Source organism: Paenibacillus sp. Pae15 (assembly GCF_024519685.1).
GTDB classification, from domain to species: Bacteria; Bacillota; Bacilli; order Paenibacillales; family NBRC-103111; genus Paenibacillus_G; species Paenibacillus_G naphthalenovorans.
This window is the reverse complement of the sequence record NZ_JALJRM010000016.1, coordinates 23,711-44,032: the sequence shown is the minus strand read 5'-3', so window position 1 is coordinate 44,032 and position 20,322 is coordinate 23,711. Positions and strand designations below refer to the sequence as shown.

The following is a 20,322-nucleotide window of genomic DNA, read 5'->3' as shown; positions in this document are numbered from 1 at the left end:
TTGAATGCCGGGTTCGTTCATTCATGGCCGTGCGGCCAGATTCGTTAATTGATGCATCGTCTGCTTCAACGTACCGTATAAAGATCGGTAGATCTTGTAATAAGCGTCGTAGCGCTGAGAGCTTGAAGCATCAGGCTCGATGAGGTCCTCTATGTCAATCCATTCCCCGCATAATGACGGGATATCCCGGCCAAGGACTCCGGAAGCAGCCATGAGCGCGGCTCCGTAAGCCGGACCGTCCGTTGAGTTCACAGTAACGACGGGCAGCCCGAAAATATCAGCAATCATCTGTCTCCAGAAACGGCTTCTTGCCCCGCCGCCGTTCACACGCAGCTGTCTGATTTCGATTCCAGATGCCTTGATCAGCTCCATGGAGTCGCGCAAACCGAAGGTGATGCCTTCCAAAATCGTTCGGGTCAGATGAGCTTTGGAGTGACGCAGGTTGAGGCCAATGAACCCCCCTCGCGCTTTGGCATCGGCATAAGGGGTCCGTTCGCCGGTTAAATAGGGCATAAAGAGCAGTCCTTCGCTTCCGGGAGGAGCGGTTTCCGCCAGAGCGGTCAAATATTCATATACGTCCCGTCCTTCCGCCTTCGCTTGCTCCAGCTCCTCGCAAGCAAAGTGGTTTTTCCACCATTGGAACGATCCCCCCGCGGAGAGCATAACGCCCATTCGATGCCACTTTCCGGGCACTCCATGACAGAAGGTGTGAAGACGGCACTCCGAATCCGCTTGATAAGGATAAGTATCGTCATGGACGAAGACGACGCCTGATGTGCCCAGCGCAACGGAAGCGATGCCGCTTTGTACCGCCCCGACGCCGACAGCGCCGCAGGCTTGGTCGCCGCCGCCTGCCACTACCGGTATGCCCGGGGCAAGGCCTGTCGCTTCTGCAGCGTCAGGCTGAACATACCCGGCCACCTCATTGCTTTCGTAGAGCGGAGGAAGCCATTCCTCCGGCAGGTCCAGCCGTTGGAGCAGCTCGCTCGACCAACGGCGCTCGGCCACATTCAGCAGCAGCGTCCCGCTGGCGTCGGCGAGGTCCATGCCGAAGGCTCCGGTCAGCTTGAGACGCACGTAATCTTTGGGCAGCATTAAATGTGCCGTTCGTTTGTAATGTTCCGGCTCGTGATTCCGCAGCCATACGGCCTTGGGTGCCGTAAAACCGGTTAGCGCCCGGTTGCCTGTAAGTCTGGAAAGCTCATCTCTGCCGATCGTTTGTTCTATCCACCGGCATTCTGCCTCCGTTCTTTGGTCACACCATAACAGGGCGGGACGGATTGGGCGAAGCCGGCGGTCAAGAAATACCGAGCCGTGCATTTGTCCGGACAGACCGATGCCTGCAATTTGATTCCCGTTTACCCCGCTTTCATTTAGCAGTGCACGGATGCAAACGGCTGTGCCGTTCCACCAATCCTCCGGCTCCTGCTCCGCCCAACCCGGCTGCGGCTGAAAAAGCGGGTATTCCACGCTTCTGCCCGCCTTGACGGCGCCGTGATTGTCCACCAGAATACATTTGACCGCGGACGTGCCGAGATCGATCCCCAAATAATAAGTCAATGCGCTCACCCCATCTGTGGATTACAGTGCTATCGGCCTTTCAGACTTTGTTTATCGGATAAACAAATATGATTATATATATTCGCAGAGGAACGGTAAAATCCTGCACACTTTCCGGTGGCTTCAGATGAAAATCCATTGATTTTGCGGTACAATGTTAGCGAATGACACAGCTCGGAAGGTGACTGGATTTGAAGCAGGGACCGGTTTCTGGTGATAGTACATTTCTTAAAACGCTAAACAAATCAACGCTTCTGGATCTGATTCGAAGGCACGCTCCGCTTTCGCGAGCGGATTTGGCCAAAAGTACAAAACTGACGAGGGCAACGGTTTCAGCTCTGGTGGAGGAATTGATCGCGGAGCATTGGGTCGTGGAGACCGGTACCGGTGAATCCAGCGGAGGGCGGAAGCCGATGATGCTTGAACTGAACCGCAGCGCGGGATGTGTGATCGGACTGGATTTACGGATGACCAACATCCTGCTGATTGTTACCGATATGCAGGGGACGATTATTCGCAAGTCGGTGCATCCATATCGTTCCCACACGGGCACGAGCGGTTTCCCCTCCGATCCCGACCAGTTATTCGAGCAGATTGTAGCGGTCATAAAAAAGGAAAGACAGGCGCTTCCTGAGACGCCGTTAGGGCTCGTCGGAGCAGGGATCGGCGTTCATGGATTTGTGGAGTATCCTTCCGGACGCATTGTATTTATGCCGCATACCGGTTGGAAAGGGCTGAGCTGGAAGGAAGAAATGGAAGCACGGCTTCAACTTCCGGTGATTCTCGACAATGAAGCGAATTTGGCCGCATTAGGAGAGCACGAATTTGGAGCCGGTGCCGATAGCCATGCCGGAGATATGCTGTATTTAAGTATTGCCGGCGGTATTGGAGCAGGGTTTATATCGGGAGGCGAGCTGTTTCGGGGAAGCGGGGGCCTGGCCGGAGAAGTAGGGCATACGACGATTGAAGCCAATGGTTTGCCTTGCTCCTGCGGCAATCGGGGCTGCTGGGAACGGTATGCGTCTGAACGGGCGGTAGCCGACAAGCTGAATTTGCAATACGCGCCCGGGATTACGGACAGGATTTTGCGCAAGTTGAGAGAAAAGGATCCTGACGCACTGTCGGCCATCCGCGAGGCGGGAATATACCTGGGCATTGGCATCGGGAATATGATGCATGCGCTCAATCCGCAAATGATTGTTGTCGGCAATGCCATGAGTGAATACGGTCCATGGATCAATGATCAAGTGCAGGAGGTTCTCTCAACGCGATATTCCTATGTCCGTTCGTATCAGGTCCAAGTCCGGTATTCCCGGCTCGGTGAAGACAGCTGCGCTCTTGGAGCCGCATCCTCCGTCATTCGTTCGATCATGCAGCAGAGGTCATAAATATGAATAATTTGTGAATTCCCCTCTTTCTCTTCAAGGGAAACAATGATATGATTAAAGATAGTGTTTCATTGTAATTGTTACTTCATTAAGGAGGGAATGCTTTGTTAAAGCGAACCTTAGTCGGATTCATCCGCAGTCATGAGACAACAGGAGAGAAAGCGAAGGATCCGGCTTTAAAGACCCGCTATTATAAAATCTCCATGGATCAGGCCTGGGATGAGATCATCAACTTGTTAAAAAAGCTAAACGGGTATAAGCTTCTTCATGAAGTACGCAGCGTAGGGGAGATTGTGGTTGAGCGTAAAACCATCACCGGAAGAACACAGGACATCACGCTGACCTTGTTCGGTATCAACCCGCTCAAAACCGCTGTTGATATTTATTCGGCATCCCGCGGATCTCTTGGGGATCTAGGCTCCAATTATCGTACGATCCTCGATTTATATAAACATATAGATAAGCGGCTGGCCGCTTATAAAATAGACAACTGAATGTAAAAAAACAGCGTGGAGTCCTGTTTTGGCACCACGCTGTTTTTTTGTGAATCAGTTATAGTACAAGTCTGAAATGAGCATCGCTCAATCCGGATAATGGATTAAACCAATTTTTTAACGGCTTCAATGGCCGCTTCGTAGTTCGGGTGATCCGTCATCTCGCTCAGGTACTCGACGTATTGGATCGTGTCGTTGGCGTCAATGACGAATATGGATCTCATCAGCAGGCGAAGCTCATCGATCAATACGCCGTAATTTTTGCCGAAAGAGTGGTTTTTGTAATCGGAGAGCGTAATCACTTTGTCGATTCCGGCAGCACCGCACCAGCGGGATTGGGCAAACGGCAGGTCTACGCTGATCGTAAGCACGACTACGTTGTCGCCAAGCTTCGCTGCTTCTTCGTTGAAGCGGCGGGTTTGCGCATCGCATACGCCGGTGTCAAGGGAAGGAACTACGCTGATCAGCTTCACCTTGCCTGCATAATCGGCCAGAGATGCGGTTTCGAGCAGATTCTTATTCACAGTGAAGTCAGGAGCTTTGTCGCCAACTTTGACTTGTGTTCCGACTAACGTAATCGGATTGCCTTTCAGTGTCGCTTGTGCCATATATACAGGGGCCTCCTTCAAGGATTGAGAATGATTGGTATTCCACCGTAATATATTATAAGCTTTTATAAGAGAACTTGTCCAATAACAATATGCATTAAAGTTAGGATACGGGAGGAAACACAACGTGGAACTCAGACAGCTGCAGTATTTTGTAAAGGTGGCGCGTAAACAGCATGTGACGCAAGCAGCCGAAGAGCTGCATGTAGCCCAATCGGCGGTCAGCCGGCAAATCCGCCAACTCGAGGAGGAGCTTGGTGTACAGCTGTTTGTGCAAAAAGGACGCAATCTGCAGATTACCGCGGTAGGGAAGCTTTTCTTAAGCCGAATCGAAGCTGTGCTTACGGACCTTGAACGCGCAGTGAATGAAATTCATGAATATTTGGACCCGGAGCACGGAGAAATTCGTGTAGGCTTCCCCCACAGTCTGGGTATATACTTGCTTCCGACCGTGATTGCACATTTTCGCAAAAACCATCCGAAGGTTAAATTTCGGTTGCGGCAGGGAACATACAATAGTCTGATCCGGGACGTCATGAAGGGTGAAATCGATTTGGCGTTTATTTCGCCGTTTCCCGAAAAGCACAGTCACGTTGCCGGCGAGCTGCTGCTCCGGGAGGAGCTGTATGCGATCGTACCGCAGGGGCATGTCCTGTGTGAATATCAAACGATTCGGCTTGAGCAATTGAAGGAAGATTCATTTGTGATGTTTAGCGAGGAATATTCGCTGCGTGCGATTGTGCTGGAGGCGTGCAGAAAGGCCGGTTTCTCACCGCGCATCGGGTTTGAGGGAGAAGAAACGGATACCATTCGGGGGTTAGTGGCAGCGGGCATGGGGGTCAGCCTGCTGCCGGAAATGGCGCTTACGGAAATCAGCGAGCTTCAACCGGTCAAGGTACGCGTTATTGAGCCGCAGGTCACCCGCAGCATAGGGCTGATTCATCGTACAGGGGAGAAGCTCCCGCTGGTTGCCGAGGTGTTCCGTGAATTCTTGATCGACTTCTTCATCAGGTACAAATAATCACGATATGGAGTCCGCCAGAAGCATAAAATGCCGCCCGGTGCTTGTTTAATGAAGCATCGGGCGGCATCTTTGTACCATCTGTTATTCGTTGCGGTTGGTGAAGATCATAATATATTTGACCAGCTCCAGCAGGGAGATCAGCGCCGCGGCGACATAGGTAAGGGCAGCCGCGTTCAATACCTTTGCTACTCCCCGTTCTTCATCGTTGGTGATAAAGCCCTCAGCGACCATCAGGTCACGTGCGCGGTTGCTGGCGTTGAATTCGACCGGCAGCGTAACAAGCTGGAAAGCTACGGCAGCGGAGAAGAAGATGATTCCGACGCCGAGCAGGAAGTTAAACTGCTGGAAGAAGAGACCCGCCAAGATCAGCAACGGAGCGACGCCCGAGGTCAGGTTGACCACCGGAAACATCCGGTGGCGAAGCACCAGCATCGGATAAGACTGTTGGTGCTGAATCGCGTGTCCAACTTCGTGGCAGGCAACCGATACGGCGGAGATGGAATTCTCGTAATACACCGGCTCCGACAGCCGTACGGCGCGGGCTATAGGGTCGTAGTGGTCCGTCAGCGCTCCCGGTACCGGTTCAACCGGGACGTCGTAAAGTCCGTTTGCATCAAGCAATCGGCGGGCGGCTTCGTAACCGGTCATACCTGAATGAATCGGAACCTCGGACCATTTATTGAAAGTTCCCTTGACCCGAAACTGCGCCCATAAGGAAAGACCGAACGCAACAATGATAAGGTAGTCCATAGGGTGAAAAAACATGGCTTCATTCCTCCGTTATATTTTTTATGATTAAAGGGGACCTTTACCCAACAGCAACAACAAGGCTTCGATACATGCAGCCGCAGACGGCGTCAGTGACTTGTGAAGCGTTTTTAGCTGGGACGGCTTCAGCTTCTCAAGCAGCGGTTCAACCTCTTTCGCCTCTTTCTCCAGCTGATGCAATAATACCTGTAAAGACGTCAATTTATCTGTCACTAATTCATCATGGCTAACCTTGTTCCACTGCTGCAGCGTAGCCTTGATTTCCTCTAAGGTATATTTCTCCCGCTTCATACTTTCAATACGTTTGAGCCGCATTAAGGTTTCATCGCTGTATAACCGGTAATTGGTATTTGATCTTTTCTCAGGTTGGATCAATCCGAGCTTCGTATAATAGTCGACTGTTCTGGGACTGACATTCGATAACTGAGCCAGTTCGCCGATTTTGTAAAGCTTCATATCCCCATGATATGCTCCCTCCATTTTCGCCATATGATGGTATTTTCAAGGTCTATAGAACTAATAATACTGAAACCGAACCATACAGTCAAACGTTATACTTTGAGCTTTTCGACGAATGAACGGAGAGGAAGATCAGAAAAGAAACAAATCTGTATTAAGAGGTTAGTATATGTTTGCCATATTACGAATATTCGATTTTTTTACAGCTTGTAAAACCGAATAATGTACATTTTATGTAAGGTTATTTTTCGTTTTTTACATGATTTATAGAAAAAAACCTATTGCCAAATGAAAAGTACGTGTATATAATGACAATATGAATTTCAATTGATGTTATATAAACTAACATTAAAAAGGAAGTGGTCATGATGTTAAAGAAGTTACTATTATCCACGGGCCTTATGTCAGTTTTGATTCCTGCGGCAGCCTTTGCTGAGGATGCGACGCCGGCGCAGCTGCAAGGGGCAGTCGATGCTGTATGGGTCATGCTGGCTGCCATTCTTGTCATCTTCATGCAGGCAGGCTTTGCTTTGCTGGAAGCCGGCTCCACCCGAATGAAGAATGCAGGCCACGTTGCAGGTAAAACGATTCTTACGTTCGGTATTTGCGCCATCGCGTTCTGGGCTATAGGTTTCGGCTTAGCTTTCGGTGACGGCAACGGGTTTATTGGAATGACAGGTTTCTTCGTAGACGGAACGGAAACCCAAGCGGCGGCCGCATTCGGAGCATTGAGCTTCTCGGACGTTCCGATCGGAATCAAGTTTTTGTTCCAGTTGGCTTTCGCAGGGGTATCGCTGGCCATTGCATTCGGCGGATTTGCCGAACGCGCCAAGTTATCGGTATACTTTATCTTTAGCGTACTGTATGTTATTGTCATTTATCCGATTGTTGCTCACTGGGTATGGGGCGGCGGATGGCTTGCAGGTCACGGTAAACAGGATTTTGCCGGCTCTACGGTCGTTCACCTGCAGGGCGCAACGGCTGCTCTCGTAGCGACGCTGATGCTTAAGCCGCGTATCGGTAAATATAATAAGGATAAAACGCCGAATTTGATTCCAGGCCATAACCAGGTCCTGTCCGTGCTTGGCGTCATTATTCTCTGGATCGGCTGGTTCGGCTTTAATCCGGGCTCCACTTTAAGTGCTATGGGTGACGGCTTCTTTGGATATATCGCCATGACGACGAATTTGGCGGCTGCTGCCGGAGGCGTTGCAGCGATTATCGTAGCATGGATGTATTTTGGCAAGGCGGATATTCCCAGCATGTTGAACGGTGTGCTTGCTGCACTGGTTGCTATTACAGCTTCTTGCGCATTCGTTACGGTCAGAGACGCCATCATTATTGGCGTAGTTGCCGGCGTCATTACTTTCTTTACGGCACAATGGTTTGAAAAAGCAGGGATTGACGATCCGATTTACGCCTTCTCCGTACATGGTATTGCCGGAATATGGGGAACGCTGGCCAATGGTATTTTCGCCACGCCGGAGCTTGTCGAGAAAGTAGGCGTAGGTAAACCGGGGCTTCTCTATGGCGGAGGCTTTGAGCAATTGGGCGTGCAGGCGATGGGGGTATTCAGCGCATTCTTCTTCGTACTTGTCCTGTCCTGGATCATCCTGTCGATCTTGAAAGCGACCATCGGTCTTCGTGTGACGGAGGAAGAAGAAATCATCGGTCTTGACCTGTCCGAGCACGGTACGTATGGCTACCCTGAGCAAATGAAGAAAGCGGCTCAAGGCGGCACGGTGAATGCATAAGTAAACAAAACGCCTTCGTTTTTAAAGGGGATGTCGGTATGGAACGCCTCTCATTGGAAATGATTCAACAGGAAGCAGCCAAAGCTCACAGCTTGCAGGAGCTAAGGATCTTTCGGGATCAGGCGCATGAGGAGCTTCAGCGGCATCTCCTTTTTGCCCGTCCATTGGATTGGAATAGAAAAGTGAATACATTGCATGATGCGATCATCCGTCGGGTCATTCAACTGTCGGAAGCGCAGCTGGTTCGCGAGTCGGGCGAAGCCCCGCCGGTTCCTTACGCATTCCTGCTGTTCGGCAGCGGGGGGCGCGGCGAGCAAACGCTGTGGAGCGATCAGGATAACGGGCTTATCTATGCCGAACCGGACAGTGAAGAGGCGAAAGCCGGGGCGGAACGTTATTTTGCCGGACTGGCGCAGCGCATTTCAGCCAATTTGGAGGAGGCGGGATATCCGCCTTGCAGCGGCGGCGTGATCTGCACCAATGACCAGTGGCGCAAGACGGCGGCCGGATATCGGCGGATGCTGCGGGAATGGCTGGAAAACCCGCATTGGGAGCATGTAAGGTATTTGCTTATCTCGGCCGATGTCCGAACGATATATGGCGATCCCGGTTTAGACGGCGCGATCTCCGGCGAAATCATCGGGTTCATCAAATCGAACCCCGCAATGCTGGAGCATATGCTTCATAATACACTGCATCATAAAGTTTCGATCGGGTTATTCGGTCAGCTCATTAAAGAGCGCTATGGCGAGGATGCGGGAGGCGTGGATGTCAAATACGGGGCCTATATTCCAATGGTTAACGGAATAAGGCTGCTCGCTTTGGAAGCGGGGATTCGCGTCTCATCGACCGAAAGGCGTATACAGGAGTTGATGGCAAACGGTCACGTAGATCAAGAAATCGGCCGCGATTGGCTGGAGGCGTTGACCATCGCCCTGAAGCTGCGTTCCATGACGCCTTATCAAATAGAAGGCAGCCACTACACTACCCGCGGGAAGCTTACACCGGAACAGTTGACCAAGGAACGAATAACGGAGCTTAAACGTTGTCTGCGTATCGGAATCGATCTGCAGAAGTATGTGAAAAGCAAATTTGCTAAAAGATAGAAAAGGGTTAGGAGAGATCTTCAATGAAGGATATGAAGCCGGCCGGAAGGATGTGGCATCTGTACAAAACGGGTGGGTTCACTTCTGCTCTTACCTCGATGTTCGATGTGCAGAGCGCCCAGCAGATGGCCTTCATTCGATCCATCATGAAGGAGCAACGGAAAAATTCATTGTACGACATTCCTTTACATTCGGTGGAACTGGTGGTATTCGATTTGGAAACCACCGGATTCTCTCCTTATAACGGGGATGAAATCATTGCTTTCGGTGCGGTCTCGGTTAACGGAAGCCAGATTGCCGAAAGCCAAACCTTCTACAGCCTGGTCCATCCGAAACGTTCGATTCCGGACGAAATTGAGAAGCTGACCGGGATCACGAATGAAATGGTGGCAGAAGCGCCGGACCTGCTGCATGCGCTCAGAGGGTTTCTTGAGTTTGTGCAGCGGAAGGTGCTTGTCGCCCACGGTTCCGGGCATGATAAGCATTTCCTCAATTCCGCGCTGTGGAAAACCTCCAGAGTGAGCCTGTCCCACCGGTTGCTCGACACTATGATGATCGCCAAGTGGCTGAATCCCAGGCTGAAAGCCTATGATCTGGATACGCTGCTTGATCTGTACGGAGTTGAAGTGACCAAGCGCCATCACGCCCTTGAGGATGCTTTGATGACGGCGAGGCTGTGGTCCAAACTGATGCTGGAAGTGCAAGCCAGAGATATCCAGACACTGGGCGACCTGTATACGCAATTAAGTTATCATTGACTCTTCTCCGGCGAGCGGATTGGCGGATTCGTGAACCGGGATTTTTTTATTTACAGTCTGATTCCAGGATTTCAAAGGGGTAGGAAGTATAGTGCCAGGTTCCGTCTCCTTGCTGGTCATATTGATAAGCCTTCACCAAGGGGATTTGGGGATCTTCCAAAGAGACAATCCAATGCCATGCTGCTCCCCGCCAGGATGACCGTATGTCCTCTGCCGAAGGAACGGGAGGGGTGCGCGGATGCGAATGCACGATCCCCGCAGGTTTCTGATTCCCATGGCGCCCCGCAAATAAAGCCCGAATCATTTCTTCCGGATCCATCAAAAAATGCCGCTCCGGCTCGTTGTGGACGTTGGCTACCGGTACAAAATAATCCATCTCTCTTTCATTGCTCCCAAACAGAAAACCGCAGGCCTCCTGCGGCTTTTGCTCGATGCAGTGCCGAAGCATGGCAGTCCATGCCTCACGGCGGATACATAAGCTTTTAAGTATGCTCATCGTATAACGGCGACCTCATTCCAAACAGGATGGTTAGCACCATTATACAGGATCCGGCGCCTGCACGCCTCCCTTTTAGCCTCCGACCTTCCCCTCCGGTTTAATGAAGAAAAATACGAGGCCAAGCGCCAATAAGGCCAATGCCGTAACGGAAATAAATACAATCTGATGCGATTTTTCCATCATCCAGCCAAATAAGGGCGGTCCAGCCGCAACACCCAAAAATCTCAGGCTGCTGTATATGGAAGTAATCATGCCTCTCTGTTCGCGTTCGACAGAGCCGGTAATCATCGTATTCAGACAAGGCAGGAGGAGTCCCGTACCGATGCTGCTGAGCGTCAGCAAGCCGATGAACAAGGTTAGATTTTGGTTAAAGAAAAAAATGCATAAGCCCAAAGACACGGTCATCAAAGCAAGTCCGATATTCATAAGCCACCGCATCAGTATTCCGTTCTTCTTGATGACGGAGCCGGTTGTGTAAGAGGTAACCACCAGGCCGAGGAGGGGAATAGCCAGCACAAATCCCTTTTTGACGCCGTCAATATAGTAAGGCTCGAGCTCAAGAATGTCGGATAAATAAAACAGGACGCCGAATAAGACGAACAACGCCAGGGATCCTGCAAAGAAGGACGTGATTAGCCAACGGCCTTTTTCTTTCAGCACCTTCCCGATATTTTTCATGTATGGCCCCGGTTCGGGAGCTTTTTTTTCTTTTTTCGGTTCTTTAAGCAGAAACATAACGGCCAGTAAGGACATGAGACAAAAGAAAGGGAAAGCGAAAAAGGGGGCGTACCATACCCACAAGGCGAGCAGCGCGCCCAGGATCGGGCTGATGACCTTTCCGGCTCCATTCGAAGCTTCGGTCAAGCCGAGCGCCTTGCTTTCCGTTGCTTCCTTATACATATCGCCCGCCAAGGCCATAGCGATGGGAGCCGTACCTGCCGCTCCAAGTCCTTGGATGGCTCTTGCGATAATGATCACCGTGTAGGAGTTCCACACGGCCCCGAAGCCTGCCAATACCCCCGCAGCCCCATATATAATTAATGAAGGGATCATAATGGCCTTTCTGGAGAAGCGGTCGGACAAATAGCCGGAAAGCGGAATGACCAGGCCCGCCGTGACGGAGAACAGGGTGATGACGAGGCTGCTCTGAAACTGGCTGATCCCCAGCCGTTCCTGCATATCCGGCAGGATGGGAACGAGCATGGAATTCCCGAGCACAAGCACCAGAGGTACGGTGGCAATAGCGATAAATTCCCAGACCTGCCCTTTGGACGCCTCATTGTTCCGGCCTGATTCCTCCGATTTGTATTGCGGTTCAATATCGCTGTCGAAAAAAATTTGAAGCTTTTTCCTTTTGCTTTTTTCCATGTCGAACCTGCCCCTCTGAAGACAAAAGAATGTAGCTCTAATGTTCCCGTACCCTAGCGGGATCATGCCTTCCGGCTTATTCCAGCAGAAACAAGGGCACAGCCTGAAATCTTTCTGTAAATGAGGGGAATACTTAGGAGGAGAAGCACAGCGGGTCGGACTGGAGGAACCACTCATGAAAAAAAACGCAATACTGCTGCTGGTCGCGTTGCTTTTGGCAGGCATTGCCTTTTACCAACATGTCAGGGGGCCTGAGTCCTCTACACAAGCTGCATCGGCAATGAACCGGCTGGCTGTAGGTCAGCCTGTGCCCCAAATCATATTACAGGGGCTGGACGGCTCGGATTATCGGCTTGGCGGAGCCCGGGATAAACCGTTGGTGATAAACTTTTGGGCATCCTGGTGCAGGCCCTGCCATGAAGAAGCGCCTGATTTAAGTCAGGTATACGAGCGGTATCAAGGCAAAATCGATTTGTATGCAGTTAATGTAACAAAAGATGACAGTATAAACCTGGTGCAAAGCTTTGTGCAGCAGTATCGCTATACGTTTCCTGTCCTTCTGGATTCGAAAGGAGAAGCGGCGTCCGCTTACCGGATTTTATTTGTGCCGACCAGCTTTCTGATCGACCGTCAGGGGAGGCTGCTGGAGGTTATTCATGTCCTCCCTAAAGAGGAACTGGATAAAAAAATCAGAAGGCTCGTCGAATCGGCGGCCTGAAAAAAAGCCGCAGTCCTGTTTAAAGAATTAAACAGTCTGCGGCTTTTACTATAGGTTTTAATGATTGATGAGCCCGACCTGTTCCCGCTGCTGTTCTTTAAGTTGGCGGGCGGCCCGGGTTTGGCTCAGCAGGGCGTAGCGCATGCTGTCGACCAGCGCCTGCCAGCTTGCTTCAATGACATTTTCGGATACGCCGACTGTACTCCATGTGGATTGGAAATCGGACGATTCAATCAGCACCCGAACTTTTGCGGCTGTCGTATCCTTCTCGTCCAATACGCGAACCTTGTAGTCCGTCAAGTGCATATTTTGCAGCCCCGGATAATACTGCATCAGGCATTTGCGCAGCGCATTATCCAACGCATTGACCGGGCCGTTGCCCTCGGCAGCGTTATAAACAGTCTCGCCGTGTACCTTGACTTTAACGATGGCTTCGGAAACAACCGGTTGGTCCTCGGATTTGGCAACCATGATTTTAAAGGATTCCAACGTGAAGACTTCTTCCAGATGTCCGTATGCGCCGCGGATAAGCAGCTCCAATGTAGCGTCGGCCCCTTCGAATTGATAGCCTTGATGCTCCATCTCTTTAATTTGGGCGATCAATTGCTTCGTCTGCTGGTTATTGGTATTGAAATCGAGTCCCAGCTCCTGCGCCTTGAACACCAGATTGCTTTGACCCGCCAGCTCGGAAACAAGAACACGCTGCTTGTTGCCTACCAGCTCCGGCGTAATATGCTCGTATGTGCTGGAATTCCGCAAAATGGCGGACACGTGGATGCCCCCTTTATGGGCGAACGCAGCGGTGCCGACGTACGGCTGGTTCATCGGCATGTGCATGTTGGCGATCTCGCTGACGTAACGGGCGACATTCGTTAAGTTTGCCAGCTGCTCGTCGCTGATGACATCATATTTCAACTTTAATTGGAGGTTCGGAATAATCGAGACGAGATTCGCGTTCCCGCAGCGTTCTCCGTATCCGTTAATCGTCCCCTGAACCTGGGTGGCTCCGGCCATAACGGCGGCGATACTGTTAGCGACCCCGACCTCACAGTCATTGTGGGCATGAATGCCGATCGGACATTTCACCGCCCGGCGTACGGCGGCAACGATTTCCGATATCTCATGAGGAAGCGTCCCTCCATTGGTATCGCAGAGGGCAATCCAATCGGCTCCGGCTTCTTCCGCTTTCTTGATGGTTGCCAGGGCGTATTCCGGATTGCTTTTGTACCCGTCGAAAAAATGCTCCGCGTCATAGATGATTTCCAAACCGCGGCTCTTCAAGTAGCGGACGGAATCATAAATCATCGCCAAGTTTTCTTCAAGCGTCGTTTGAATAGCCGTGTGCACTTGGAAATCCCAAGATTTGCCGAAAATCGCGGCGGCTTGTACACCGACTTCCAGAATGCGGTTCAGGTTGGCATCGTTCTCAGGCAAAGTGTCCTTGCGGCGCGTGCTGCCAAAAGCGGTTACTTTGGCCTGCTTAAGACCAAGCTCCTTGACACGAATGAAAAATTCAATATCTTTATTGTTGCTTCCCGGCCATCCGCCTTCAATATAGGAAACGCCCAGTTCATCCAGCTTCTGGGCGATTTTGAGTTTGTCTTCGACAGACAGGCTGATGCCTTCCCCTTGAGTTCCATCTCTCAAGGTCGTATCGAATATTTTAATTTTGGCTCCCATGGTAAAGTCCTCCTGTTCCATTAACCTGTATACACCATCAAATGAATGAAAAATAGATTTCATAATTATAGCACATTGTTTCTTGTAAAGGATATTATTAAAATAAAAATAACACCTATCTTTTTAATGACGAGTATACTGACATCAGGGCGAGGTGACCTTGAACATGCCGGAAAGAAAGCCGGGGACCGGGGATGGTTATCCCGTGAACGGCAGAGTCATACTCCATATCGATATGAATGCATTTTATTGTTCCGTGCATGAGGCGGTGGAACCTGACAAATACAAAGACAAGCCGCTGGCCGTCGCCGGCAGCGTGGAACTGCGGAAAGGGATCATTGTCACTTGCTCCTACAAGGCCCGCAGCAAGGGAGTGAAGACGGGGATGCTTGTCGGGCAAGCGCTGAAGCTTTGTCCCGAACTGATTGTCATCCAGCCGGATTTTGAACTCTACCGGAGCTTCTCCAGACGGTTTATGAAAATCGCTTACGAATATTCGCCGCTGGTCGAAGCCATGTCTATTGACGAATGCTACGTGGATATTACAGGCTCCAAGACGTTCGGGACACCGCTTGAGATTGCTTCGGCCATTCAGGAACGAATTCGCAAAGAGCTGCACCTTCCTTGTTCGATCGGCATAGCTCCCAATAGACTGCTCGCCAAGATGGCGTCGGATATGAAGAAGCCCAACGGCATTTCCGTGCTGCGCAAAAGGGACGTGCCGGCCATGCTCTGGCCGCATCCATGCTCCTATTTATACGGGATCGGGAAGAAAACCGCCGAAAAGCTCAAAAGGCTGCAGATTCATACGCTTGGTCAGCTGGCGCATGCCGATGAGGCGGTTTTAATGCATCATTTTGGCGTGCTGGGGCCGGTCTTGAAGCATGCTGCGAACGGAGAGGACGATTCGCCGGTCAATCCGGAGCGGGAACAAAGCAAGTCGATCGGGCATACGACGACCCTGCCGGTCAATTATACGGAGTATGCCGATATTCACCGGGTATTCCTTAATTTGGCCGATCAGGTGGGCCGGAGGCTGAGGAAGCAAGGGCTATTGGCTCAGACCGTGCAAATCACCATCAGGGATCCCGATATGAAAACCATCACGCGTGCGGCGAAGCTCAATGAACCGACGGAGGACGCCTCGGACTTTTACCGCCTTGCTTGCCGCCTGTTCGACACGCATTGGAAGGCGGGAGATCCGGTAAGGCTGCTGGGGATCACGCTGCAAAGTCTGTCTCCCAAACGGGAAGCCGCCGTTCAGCTGGATTTATTCAGCTATCAGAAGCAGCCTGCGAAAGAGAAATTGACCCAAACACTGGATGCGCTGCGCGACAAATTCGGCGAGGGAGCCGTTCTTACCGCGGGAATGCTCGGCAACGACCCTTCGACGCTGATCCGCAACGCAAAAATCCGCGGCACCTCCCTGCAAATGGATCACCTCAGATTAAAGGGACTGGAGGAAGAGGAGTGAAAACGAAGGTGATCGGCTTTACCGGCTATGCGAACAGCGGCAAGACCACGTTAATCCGGAGATTGACGGAGCACTATGAGGCCAAAGGCATAAACGTGGCCGTCATAAAACACGACGGGCACGGGCATTATAAAGAAGCGGCCGATACGGACTCGGCCCGGTTTATTCAATCGGGGGCCTCGGCTTCCATTGTCATATCGCCGGATTCCGTCCGGACCTATGAACGTCGGATAATGCCGCTATCCGATATGATCGAAACGCTGCAGGAGCGCTACCAGTATATTTTCGTGGAAGGATTCAAGCGCGAGCCGCACGCGAAAATCGCCGTCTTCCGTACCGAAGAGCAGGCGGATATCGTTAGCTCCCTCCCGGTTCCGCCCGTCGCTTGGGTTACAACCGATGTTGCTTTGGCCGAACACCGTGTTCCGGACTGCCCTGTTTTTCAGCCGGACGATATTGAATCGATAGCGTGCTTTATCGAAAACCTATAACGATACGTTATCATTATGTTCGCTACTTTCTATTTGAACTTTATAGGCATTTATATTATATTTTAGGATGAGGTAAACAATAAGGGAGGAAGATTAGACATGGCTAAATACACATGGGTGGACAAAGAAACCTGTATCGCCTGTGGTGCTTGCGGCGCAACGGCACCTGACATTTACGATTACGACGATGAGGGTCTTGCTGAGGTAATCTACGATAACGACGGCAACAAAGGCGTAACTGAAATTCCGGAAGATCTGTACGATGATCTGCAGGATGCGCAAGACGGCTGCCCTACGGATTCCATTAAAGTGGCGGACGCTCCTTTCAATAAGTAAGACTTCAGAATTATAACAAGGCTTGTTCCTGATGCGGGGAACAGGCCTTTTTTCTGTTTTTCTACATTTTTTTCGCCGGATGTATAGGATTATATGGTAATATAAAAATTGGTAATTTGCGAGTTGGCGTAGGGGGTAATCTATGAAAAAAGGAATGAGCGAAGCCGGGGTTACCCTTATAGGCAATGGTTTCATCGCACTGCTGTGCGTACTGCTTCTGGCGACCGGCCCGTTACAGGTGCTGTCCAATTCATTATATGATTTTAATATCAGGCAAACCATGTTGCAAGCACCGCATGAAGACATTCTCGTCATCGGGATAGATGAGCGGTCGATCAAGGAAGCCGGTCCATACCCCTGGGATCGAAGGATTTATGCGGAACTGATTTCCCGCCTGGAGGAAGCGGGAGCGAAAGTCATCGCTTTCGATATCGAGCTGTATACGGACAGCAATAACCCGGAGAGCGACAAGGCGCTGGCCGAAGAGCTTGCCAAACACCGCAATATCCTTATCCCCTCTCATGCCCATGTGGAAGGAGAGTTTCAGCGAACGACCACGGTCAAAGCGGGCGAGCTGATCAAGGCCCGGTCTGTGACGGATCCGATTCCGATGTTCAGCCGTTCTGTATACAGAACACATATCAACATGACGCTGGACAGCGATGGGGTAGTCCGCTCCCATTGGATGCAAATTGATACTCCGCGGGGAGTATACCCGACGCTGAGCCTTGCTATGGCGCAGTTGGCCGGGTTGGATGTAAGCCGGTTTCTGGATTTGCCCTTGATAGACAAACGTCCCCAATCCGAAATGCTGATCCGTTGGGATGGCAAGGAGAACGATTTCGAAACCGTTTCTTTCATTGACGCATGGAATGGAACGGTGCCTGCCGAGACGTTCCGCGACCGTCTGGTGCTTGTGGGCTACACCGCCCCCGGGTCCGATCAAGGGATTACGCCCGTAGAGAAGCACATGCATATGGTTTACGCGCATGCCAATATACTGAATCAGATTTTAACGGGCCAAGTGATTACCCCGGTGCATAAGGCATTTGGGATGGCGCTGGCTTTACTTACCATGCTGCTGCTCGGCTTCAGCACCTGGAGACTGAAGGCTAATGCGGGCATCATCGCGGCGTCAGGCGTCATTCTTATGCTGTTCGGCGGCCAGTTCGCGCTGTTTGCCTTCAGCTCGCAATATTTGGATGTTATGGCTGCAGCCGTATGCGGCGTGATAACCTATCTGGGCAATCTGGCCATGAAAGCTTATTTTGAGACCAGACAAAAAAATTATATCACCAGGCAATTCGGCCGCTACCTTTCACCCGACCTGGTCAAATCCATCGCCGACAGCAAGCGGGAAATTCAGCTGGGGGGCATCAGCAAGGAGCTTTCGATCCTGTTCCTGGATGTGCGCGGATTCACTCCGCTTTCAGAGAAGCTGAAGCCGGAGGAAGTGGTCGATTGTCTCAATAGGTTGTTTAACCTGATCACCGAACGGGCGCTGCACAATCATGGCACAATTGACAAATTCATCGGCGATGCCGCGATGATCTTGTACAATGCGCCGCTCGACGTACCTGACCATCCTTATTACGCGGTCAAAACGGCCTATGAAATTCAAAAGGGAATGGAGAAGGTCAGGGCAGAAATATGTGAGAAATACGGCGTAACCCTCAGTGTCGGCATAGGGATTAACACCGGCGAAGCCGTTGTCGGCAACATCGGTTCCTACCTCCGCGTGGATTATACGGCGATCGGAGATCACGTCAACACGGCGGCACGAATCGAATCCCATACGGAGCCAAACCAGATTCTCGTATCCGAAGCGACGTATGAGCTGACCAAAGCATACTTCGAATACCGCTATGCCGGGGAAAAGCGGATGAAAGGCAAAAGCCTTCCCTTGAAGCTGTTCGAGGTGGCGGGCGTCAAAGGGGCTCCGGCTTCCGGGAAGGACGGGATTCCTGCTTCTGCGTTAAAGAAAGGGGTTTTCAGGTGGAGAAAGCAAATCGGTTGAAAAGGAAAAAACGGGCAGCAGTGTTCATGTGGTTGATGATGTTCGCCCTGCTCTTCTCTATGCTGTCATTCGTACCGGCCCCGCCCGTTCAGGCTAAAAGCGTGCGCGCTGCAGTAGTGGTTGAGGTCAAAGGGAATGTGACTTACACCAAATCCGGGGGTTCAAAGTCGCACCGCGCCTATGTGAATTTGAGCCTGAACCGAGGCGACGCCATATCGACAGGGTCTTCTTCTTCCGTCGTCATACGCATCGTTGACCGTGAGGATGAACTGACGATCGGTTCGAACGCGGAAGTGTATATCGCGGATTTGCTGGAGGAGAACGGCGGCAAAAAGTCCAAAGTGAAAGCATGGGCCGGTTCGTTATGGGCAAAGGTGAAATCGCTGGTGAGCCCGGAGGATGAGTTCGAGGTGGAGACGCCTACGGCCGTCATGGGTGTTCGGGGGACGCAATATATGACGCTTGTCGATCCGGTTACCGGCAGAACGACCATGTACGTGGCGGCGGGTATCGTAGAGGCGACGTCGACGCTTTCCACCGGTTCGGAAGGCCATCCGTCGGGATCTGCTGCCGTATACCCGGCGCAGCAAATCGACATGGATTTGCGGGCGCAGGCCGAGGATTTAAGGATTCTGGTATATTATGCGGAACCCAAAGCCATCGTCGAGTCTGCATCGCCGCGAGTGCTGGAAGCATTCCTGACCGCCATACCGGAGATTCAGGCGGAGAATGAAGGAATAAAAAACCGGATGCAGGAACAATTCAATCAAGGCATCCGGCAGCCGGACGACCGGTCGATTCTGAGGTACCTTACGCAGGATGAATTGGACAACGTCTTGCGCAACTTCGACGCTCTCGTGACGGAACTGGTTCAAGAGGCCGTGAGAGCAAACAAGCTGGATCCGCGAAAGGTAGATGAAGTGAATGCCCGGATTACGGATCCGGGCAAGAGAATCGACTTGACGCAGCCCCCGGCAGTCGACAGGACGGCAGGGCTGGACCCGGCCATTGAAAGGCTGAAGCAGGTCAACAGGAATACGGAAGCAAGCCCTGCAAGACTGGAACGGCTCCGGATGGAGCAGGCTATGCGGAAGCTGAGGCCTTATTTGGCGGAGCTGGCAGGCGAAAGGAACAGGTTGGCGGAGGAGAACCGAAAGACGGAGGACGCTGCCAATCAGAGAGCCTCGGAAGCCTTGATGAATCAATTGTCCGATTCGGAACGCCGGAAGTTCTTGGAGAATCGGCTCAAGCTCGGGGAGCTGATGAATTCCAATACCCCGGCACCGCCAGCTGGCGGCGGTCCATCCGGCGGCGGAGAACCTGCCATACAAGTGCCGGGTCCTGTTAAGCCGGCCGTAACGGTCAAGCAGCATGGATCGCCTGTAAACGGCTTTATTCATCTTGATCTGGAAATGCGGCATTTTACGGACAAGGAGCCGTTCTACGCCGTGGAGGCTCACCTCGTCTACAATCAGAGCGAATTGAACTATAGGCAAACAGCGAAATTTACGAATGCGGCCAGTGCTGTATTCAAGGACCGGCAAGCTGCAGAGACATTGACCCAGCACAAGGGAGAGACGCAAAATGAGCTGATATACGCAGCATCGCAATATGAAACCGGTCCAGATCAGCCTGTGGATCACATCCGGTTGAACGGATCCGGACTGTTGGCGCGCATTCCGCTGCAAGTGTTGGATTCGGCCGCCAATACGGCGAATGTCGAGCTGGTATACGTGAAGGTCGTCGATAAAGAAGGCAGGACCGTTTACGAGCTGACAAGCCCGCAATCGATCACGGTTATAACGAGGTAAAGGTTTGTG

Annotated in this window: 19 protein-coding genes; 12 read left to right on the top strand and 7 right to left on the bottom strand. The window is 51.6% G+C overall.

All coding sequences use genetic code 11. The features are described from left to right. Window positions 1-21 precede the first annotated feature (21 nt). Entirely contained in the window at window positions 22-1,560 is a 1,539-nt protein-coding gene (gene xylB / locus NR121_RS14575; protein ID WP_256831386.1) for a xylulokinase, read from the bottom strand. A gap of 191 nt (window positions 1,561-1,751) precedes the next feature. Here xylB and NR121_RS14570 point away from each other — a divergent pair, with 191 nt between their 5' ends. Together NR121_RS14570 and NR121_RS14565 are read left to right on the top strand one after the other, a co-directional pair. Beyond that, on the top strand, window positions 1,752-2,948 hold the full coding sequence (locus tag NR121_RS14570) for an ROK family transcriptional regulator (RefSeq protein ID WP_062407146.1): 1,197 nt from the start codon (window positions 1,752-1,754) through the stop codon (window positions 2,946-2,948). Window positions 2,949-3,052: 104 nt separating this feature from the next. Further along, window positions 3,053-3,442 carry a DUF1499 domain-containing protein gene (locus NR121_RS14565; RefSeq protein WP_062407148.1) on the top strand — a complete coding sequence of 130 codons (390 nt, stop codon included), beginning with the start codon at window positions 3,053-3,055 and terminating at the stop codon, window positions 3,440-3,442. A 104-nt stretch (window positions 3,443-3,546) separates the two neighbouring features. Here the strand turns inward: NR121_RS14565 and tpx are convergent, their stop codons facing one another. Then, on the bottom strand, window positions 3,547-4,050 hold the full coding sequence (gene tpx / locus NR121_RS14560) for a thiol peroxidase (RefSeq protein WP_054819028.1): 504 nt from the start codon (window positions 4,048-4,050) through the stop codon (window positions 3,547-3,549). 127 nt (window positions 4,051-4,177) lie between these two features. Between tpx and gltC the strand changes: the two genes are divergently transcribed. Next, a complete protein-coding gene (gltC, locus tag NR121_RS14555; protein ID WP_054819029.1) occupies window positions 4,178-5,071 on the top strand; it encodes a glutamate biosynthesis transcriptional regulator GltC in 894 nt (297 codons plus the stop codon). Window positions 5,072-5,155: 84 nt separating this feature from the next. On the opposite strand, the gene NR121_RS14550 is transcribed toward gltC, so the two are convergent. Further along, the gene (locus tag NR121_RS14550; RefSeq protein ID WP_054819030.1) at window positions 5,156-5,839 is read right to left on the bottom strand and encodes a zinc metallopeptidase; all 684 of its coding nucleotides are present in this window, start codon (window positions 5,837-5,839) and stop codon (window positions 5,156-5,158) included. A 30-nt stretch (window positions 5,840-5,869) separates the two neighbouring features. Beyond that, window positions 5,870-6,298: a helix-turn-helix domain-containing protein gene (locus tag NR121_RS14545; protein ID WP_054819031.1), complete on the bottom strand. Its 429-nt coding sequence runs from the start codon at window positions 6,296-6,298 to the stop codon at window positions 5,870-5,872. Window positions 6,299-6,666: 368 nt separating this feature from the next. Between NR121_RS14545 and NR121_RS14540 the strand changes: the two genes are divergently transcribed. Genes NR121_RS14540 through NR121_RS14530 form a run of 3 tightly spaced genes read left to right on the top strand, consistent with a single transcriptional unit; the run spans window position 6,667 to window position 9,919 of the window. After that, on the top strand, window positions 6,667-8,055 hold the full coding sequence (locus NR121_RS14540; RefSeq protein ID WP_373864965.1) for an ammonium transporter: 1,389 nt from the start codon (window positions 6,667-6,669) through the stop codon (window positions 8,053-8,055). 38 nt (window positions 8,056-8,093) lie between these two features. Then, a complete protein-coding gene (locus NR121_RS14535) occupies window positions 8,094-9,161 on the top strand; it encodes a DUF294 nucleotidyltransferase-like domain-containing protein (RefSeq protein WP_256831385.1) in 1,068 nt (355 codons plus the stop codon). A 23-nt stretch (window positions 9,162-9,184) separates the two neighbouring features. Then, complete coding sequence (locus tag NR121_RS14530) at window positions 9,185-9,919, top strand: exonuclease domain-containing protein (protein WP_054819033.1); 735 nt, start codon at window positions 9,185-9,187, stop codon at window positions 9,917-9,919. Between the two features lie 46 nt (window positions 9,920-9,965). On the opposite strand, the gene NR121_RS14525 is transcribed toward NR121_RS14530, so the two are convergent. Both NR121_RS14525 and NR121_RS14520 read right to left on the bottom strand, forming a co-directional pair. Beyond that, window positions 9,966-10,415, bottom strand: a complete 450-nt coding sequence (locus tag NR121_RS14525; protein ID WP_256831384.1) for a M67 family metallopeptidase — start codon at window positions 10,413-10,415, stop codon at window positions 9,966-9,968. A gap of 75 nt (window positions 10,416-10,490) precedes the next feature. Beyond that, complete coding sequence (locus NR121_RS14520) at window positions 10,491-11,786, bottom strand: MFS transporter (protein WP_062407156.1); 1,296 nt, start codon at window positions 11,784-11,786, stop codon at window positions 10,491-10,493. Between the two features lie 175 nt (window positions 11,787-11,961). Between NR121_RS14520 and NR121_RS14515 the strand changes: the two genes are divergently transcribed. Continuing rightward, window positions 11,962-12,504 carry a TlpA family protein disulfide reductase gene (locus NR121_RS14515; protein ID WP_062407158.1) on the top strand — a complete coding sequence of 181 codons (543 nt, stop codon included), beginning with the start codon at window positions 11,962-11,964 and terminating at the stop codon, window positions 12,502-12,504. 57 nt (window positions 12,505-12,561) lie between these two features. Here NR121_RS14515 and cimA read toward each other — a convergent pair whose 3' ends face one another. After that, window positions 12,562-14,184, bottom strand: coding sequence for a citramalate synthase (gene cimA, locus NR121_RS14510; protein WP_062407160.1), 1,623 nt, complete (start codon window positions 14,182-14,184; stop codon window positions 12,562-12,564). A gap of 166 nt (window positions 14,185-14,350) precedes the next feature. Between cimA and NR121_RS14505 the strand changes: the two genes are divergently transcribed. From NR121_RS14505 to NR121_RS14485, 5 genes are all read left to right on the top strand, one after another. Further along, window positions 14,351-15,658: a DNA polymerase IV gene (locus tag NR121_RS14505; RefSeq protein WP_074727873.1), complete on the top strand. Its 1,308-nt coding sequence runs from the start codon at window positions 14,351-14,353 to the stop codon at window positions 15,656-15,658. After that, complete coding sequence (mobB, locus tag NR121_RS14500) at window positions 15,655-16,149, top strand: molybdopterin-guanine dinucleotide biosynthesis protein B (RefSeq protein WP_074727875.1); 495 nt, start codon at window positions 15,655-15,657, stop codon at window positions 16,147-16,149. Before NR121_RS14505 ends, mobB begins: the two co-directional genes overlap by 4 nt. A 99-nt stretch (window positions 16,150-16,248) precedes the next feature. Continuing rightward, entirely contained in the window at window positions 16,249-16,485 is a 237-nt protein-coding gene (locus NR121_RS14495; protein ID WP_054819035.1) for a ferredoxin, read from the top strand. 142 nt (window positions 16,486-16,627) lie between these two features. After that, the gene (locus tag NR121_RS14490; RefSeq protein ID WP_083351267.1) at window positions 16,628-18,502 is read left to right on the top strand and encodes a CHASE2 domain-containing protein; all 1,875 of its coding nucleotides are present in this window, start codon (window positions 16,628-16,630) and stop codon (window positions 18,500-18,502) included. Further along, window positions 18,481-20,313 (top strand): FecR family protein, encoded by a 1,833-nt coding sequence (locus NR121_RS14485; protein WP_256831383.1) that lies wholly within the window; start codon window positions 18,481-18,483, stop codon window positions 20,311-20,313. Before NR121_RS14490 ends, NR121_RS14485 begins: the two co-directional genes overlap by 22 nt. The last annotated feature ends 9 nt before the right edge of the window (window positions 20,314-20,322 follow it).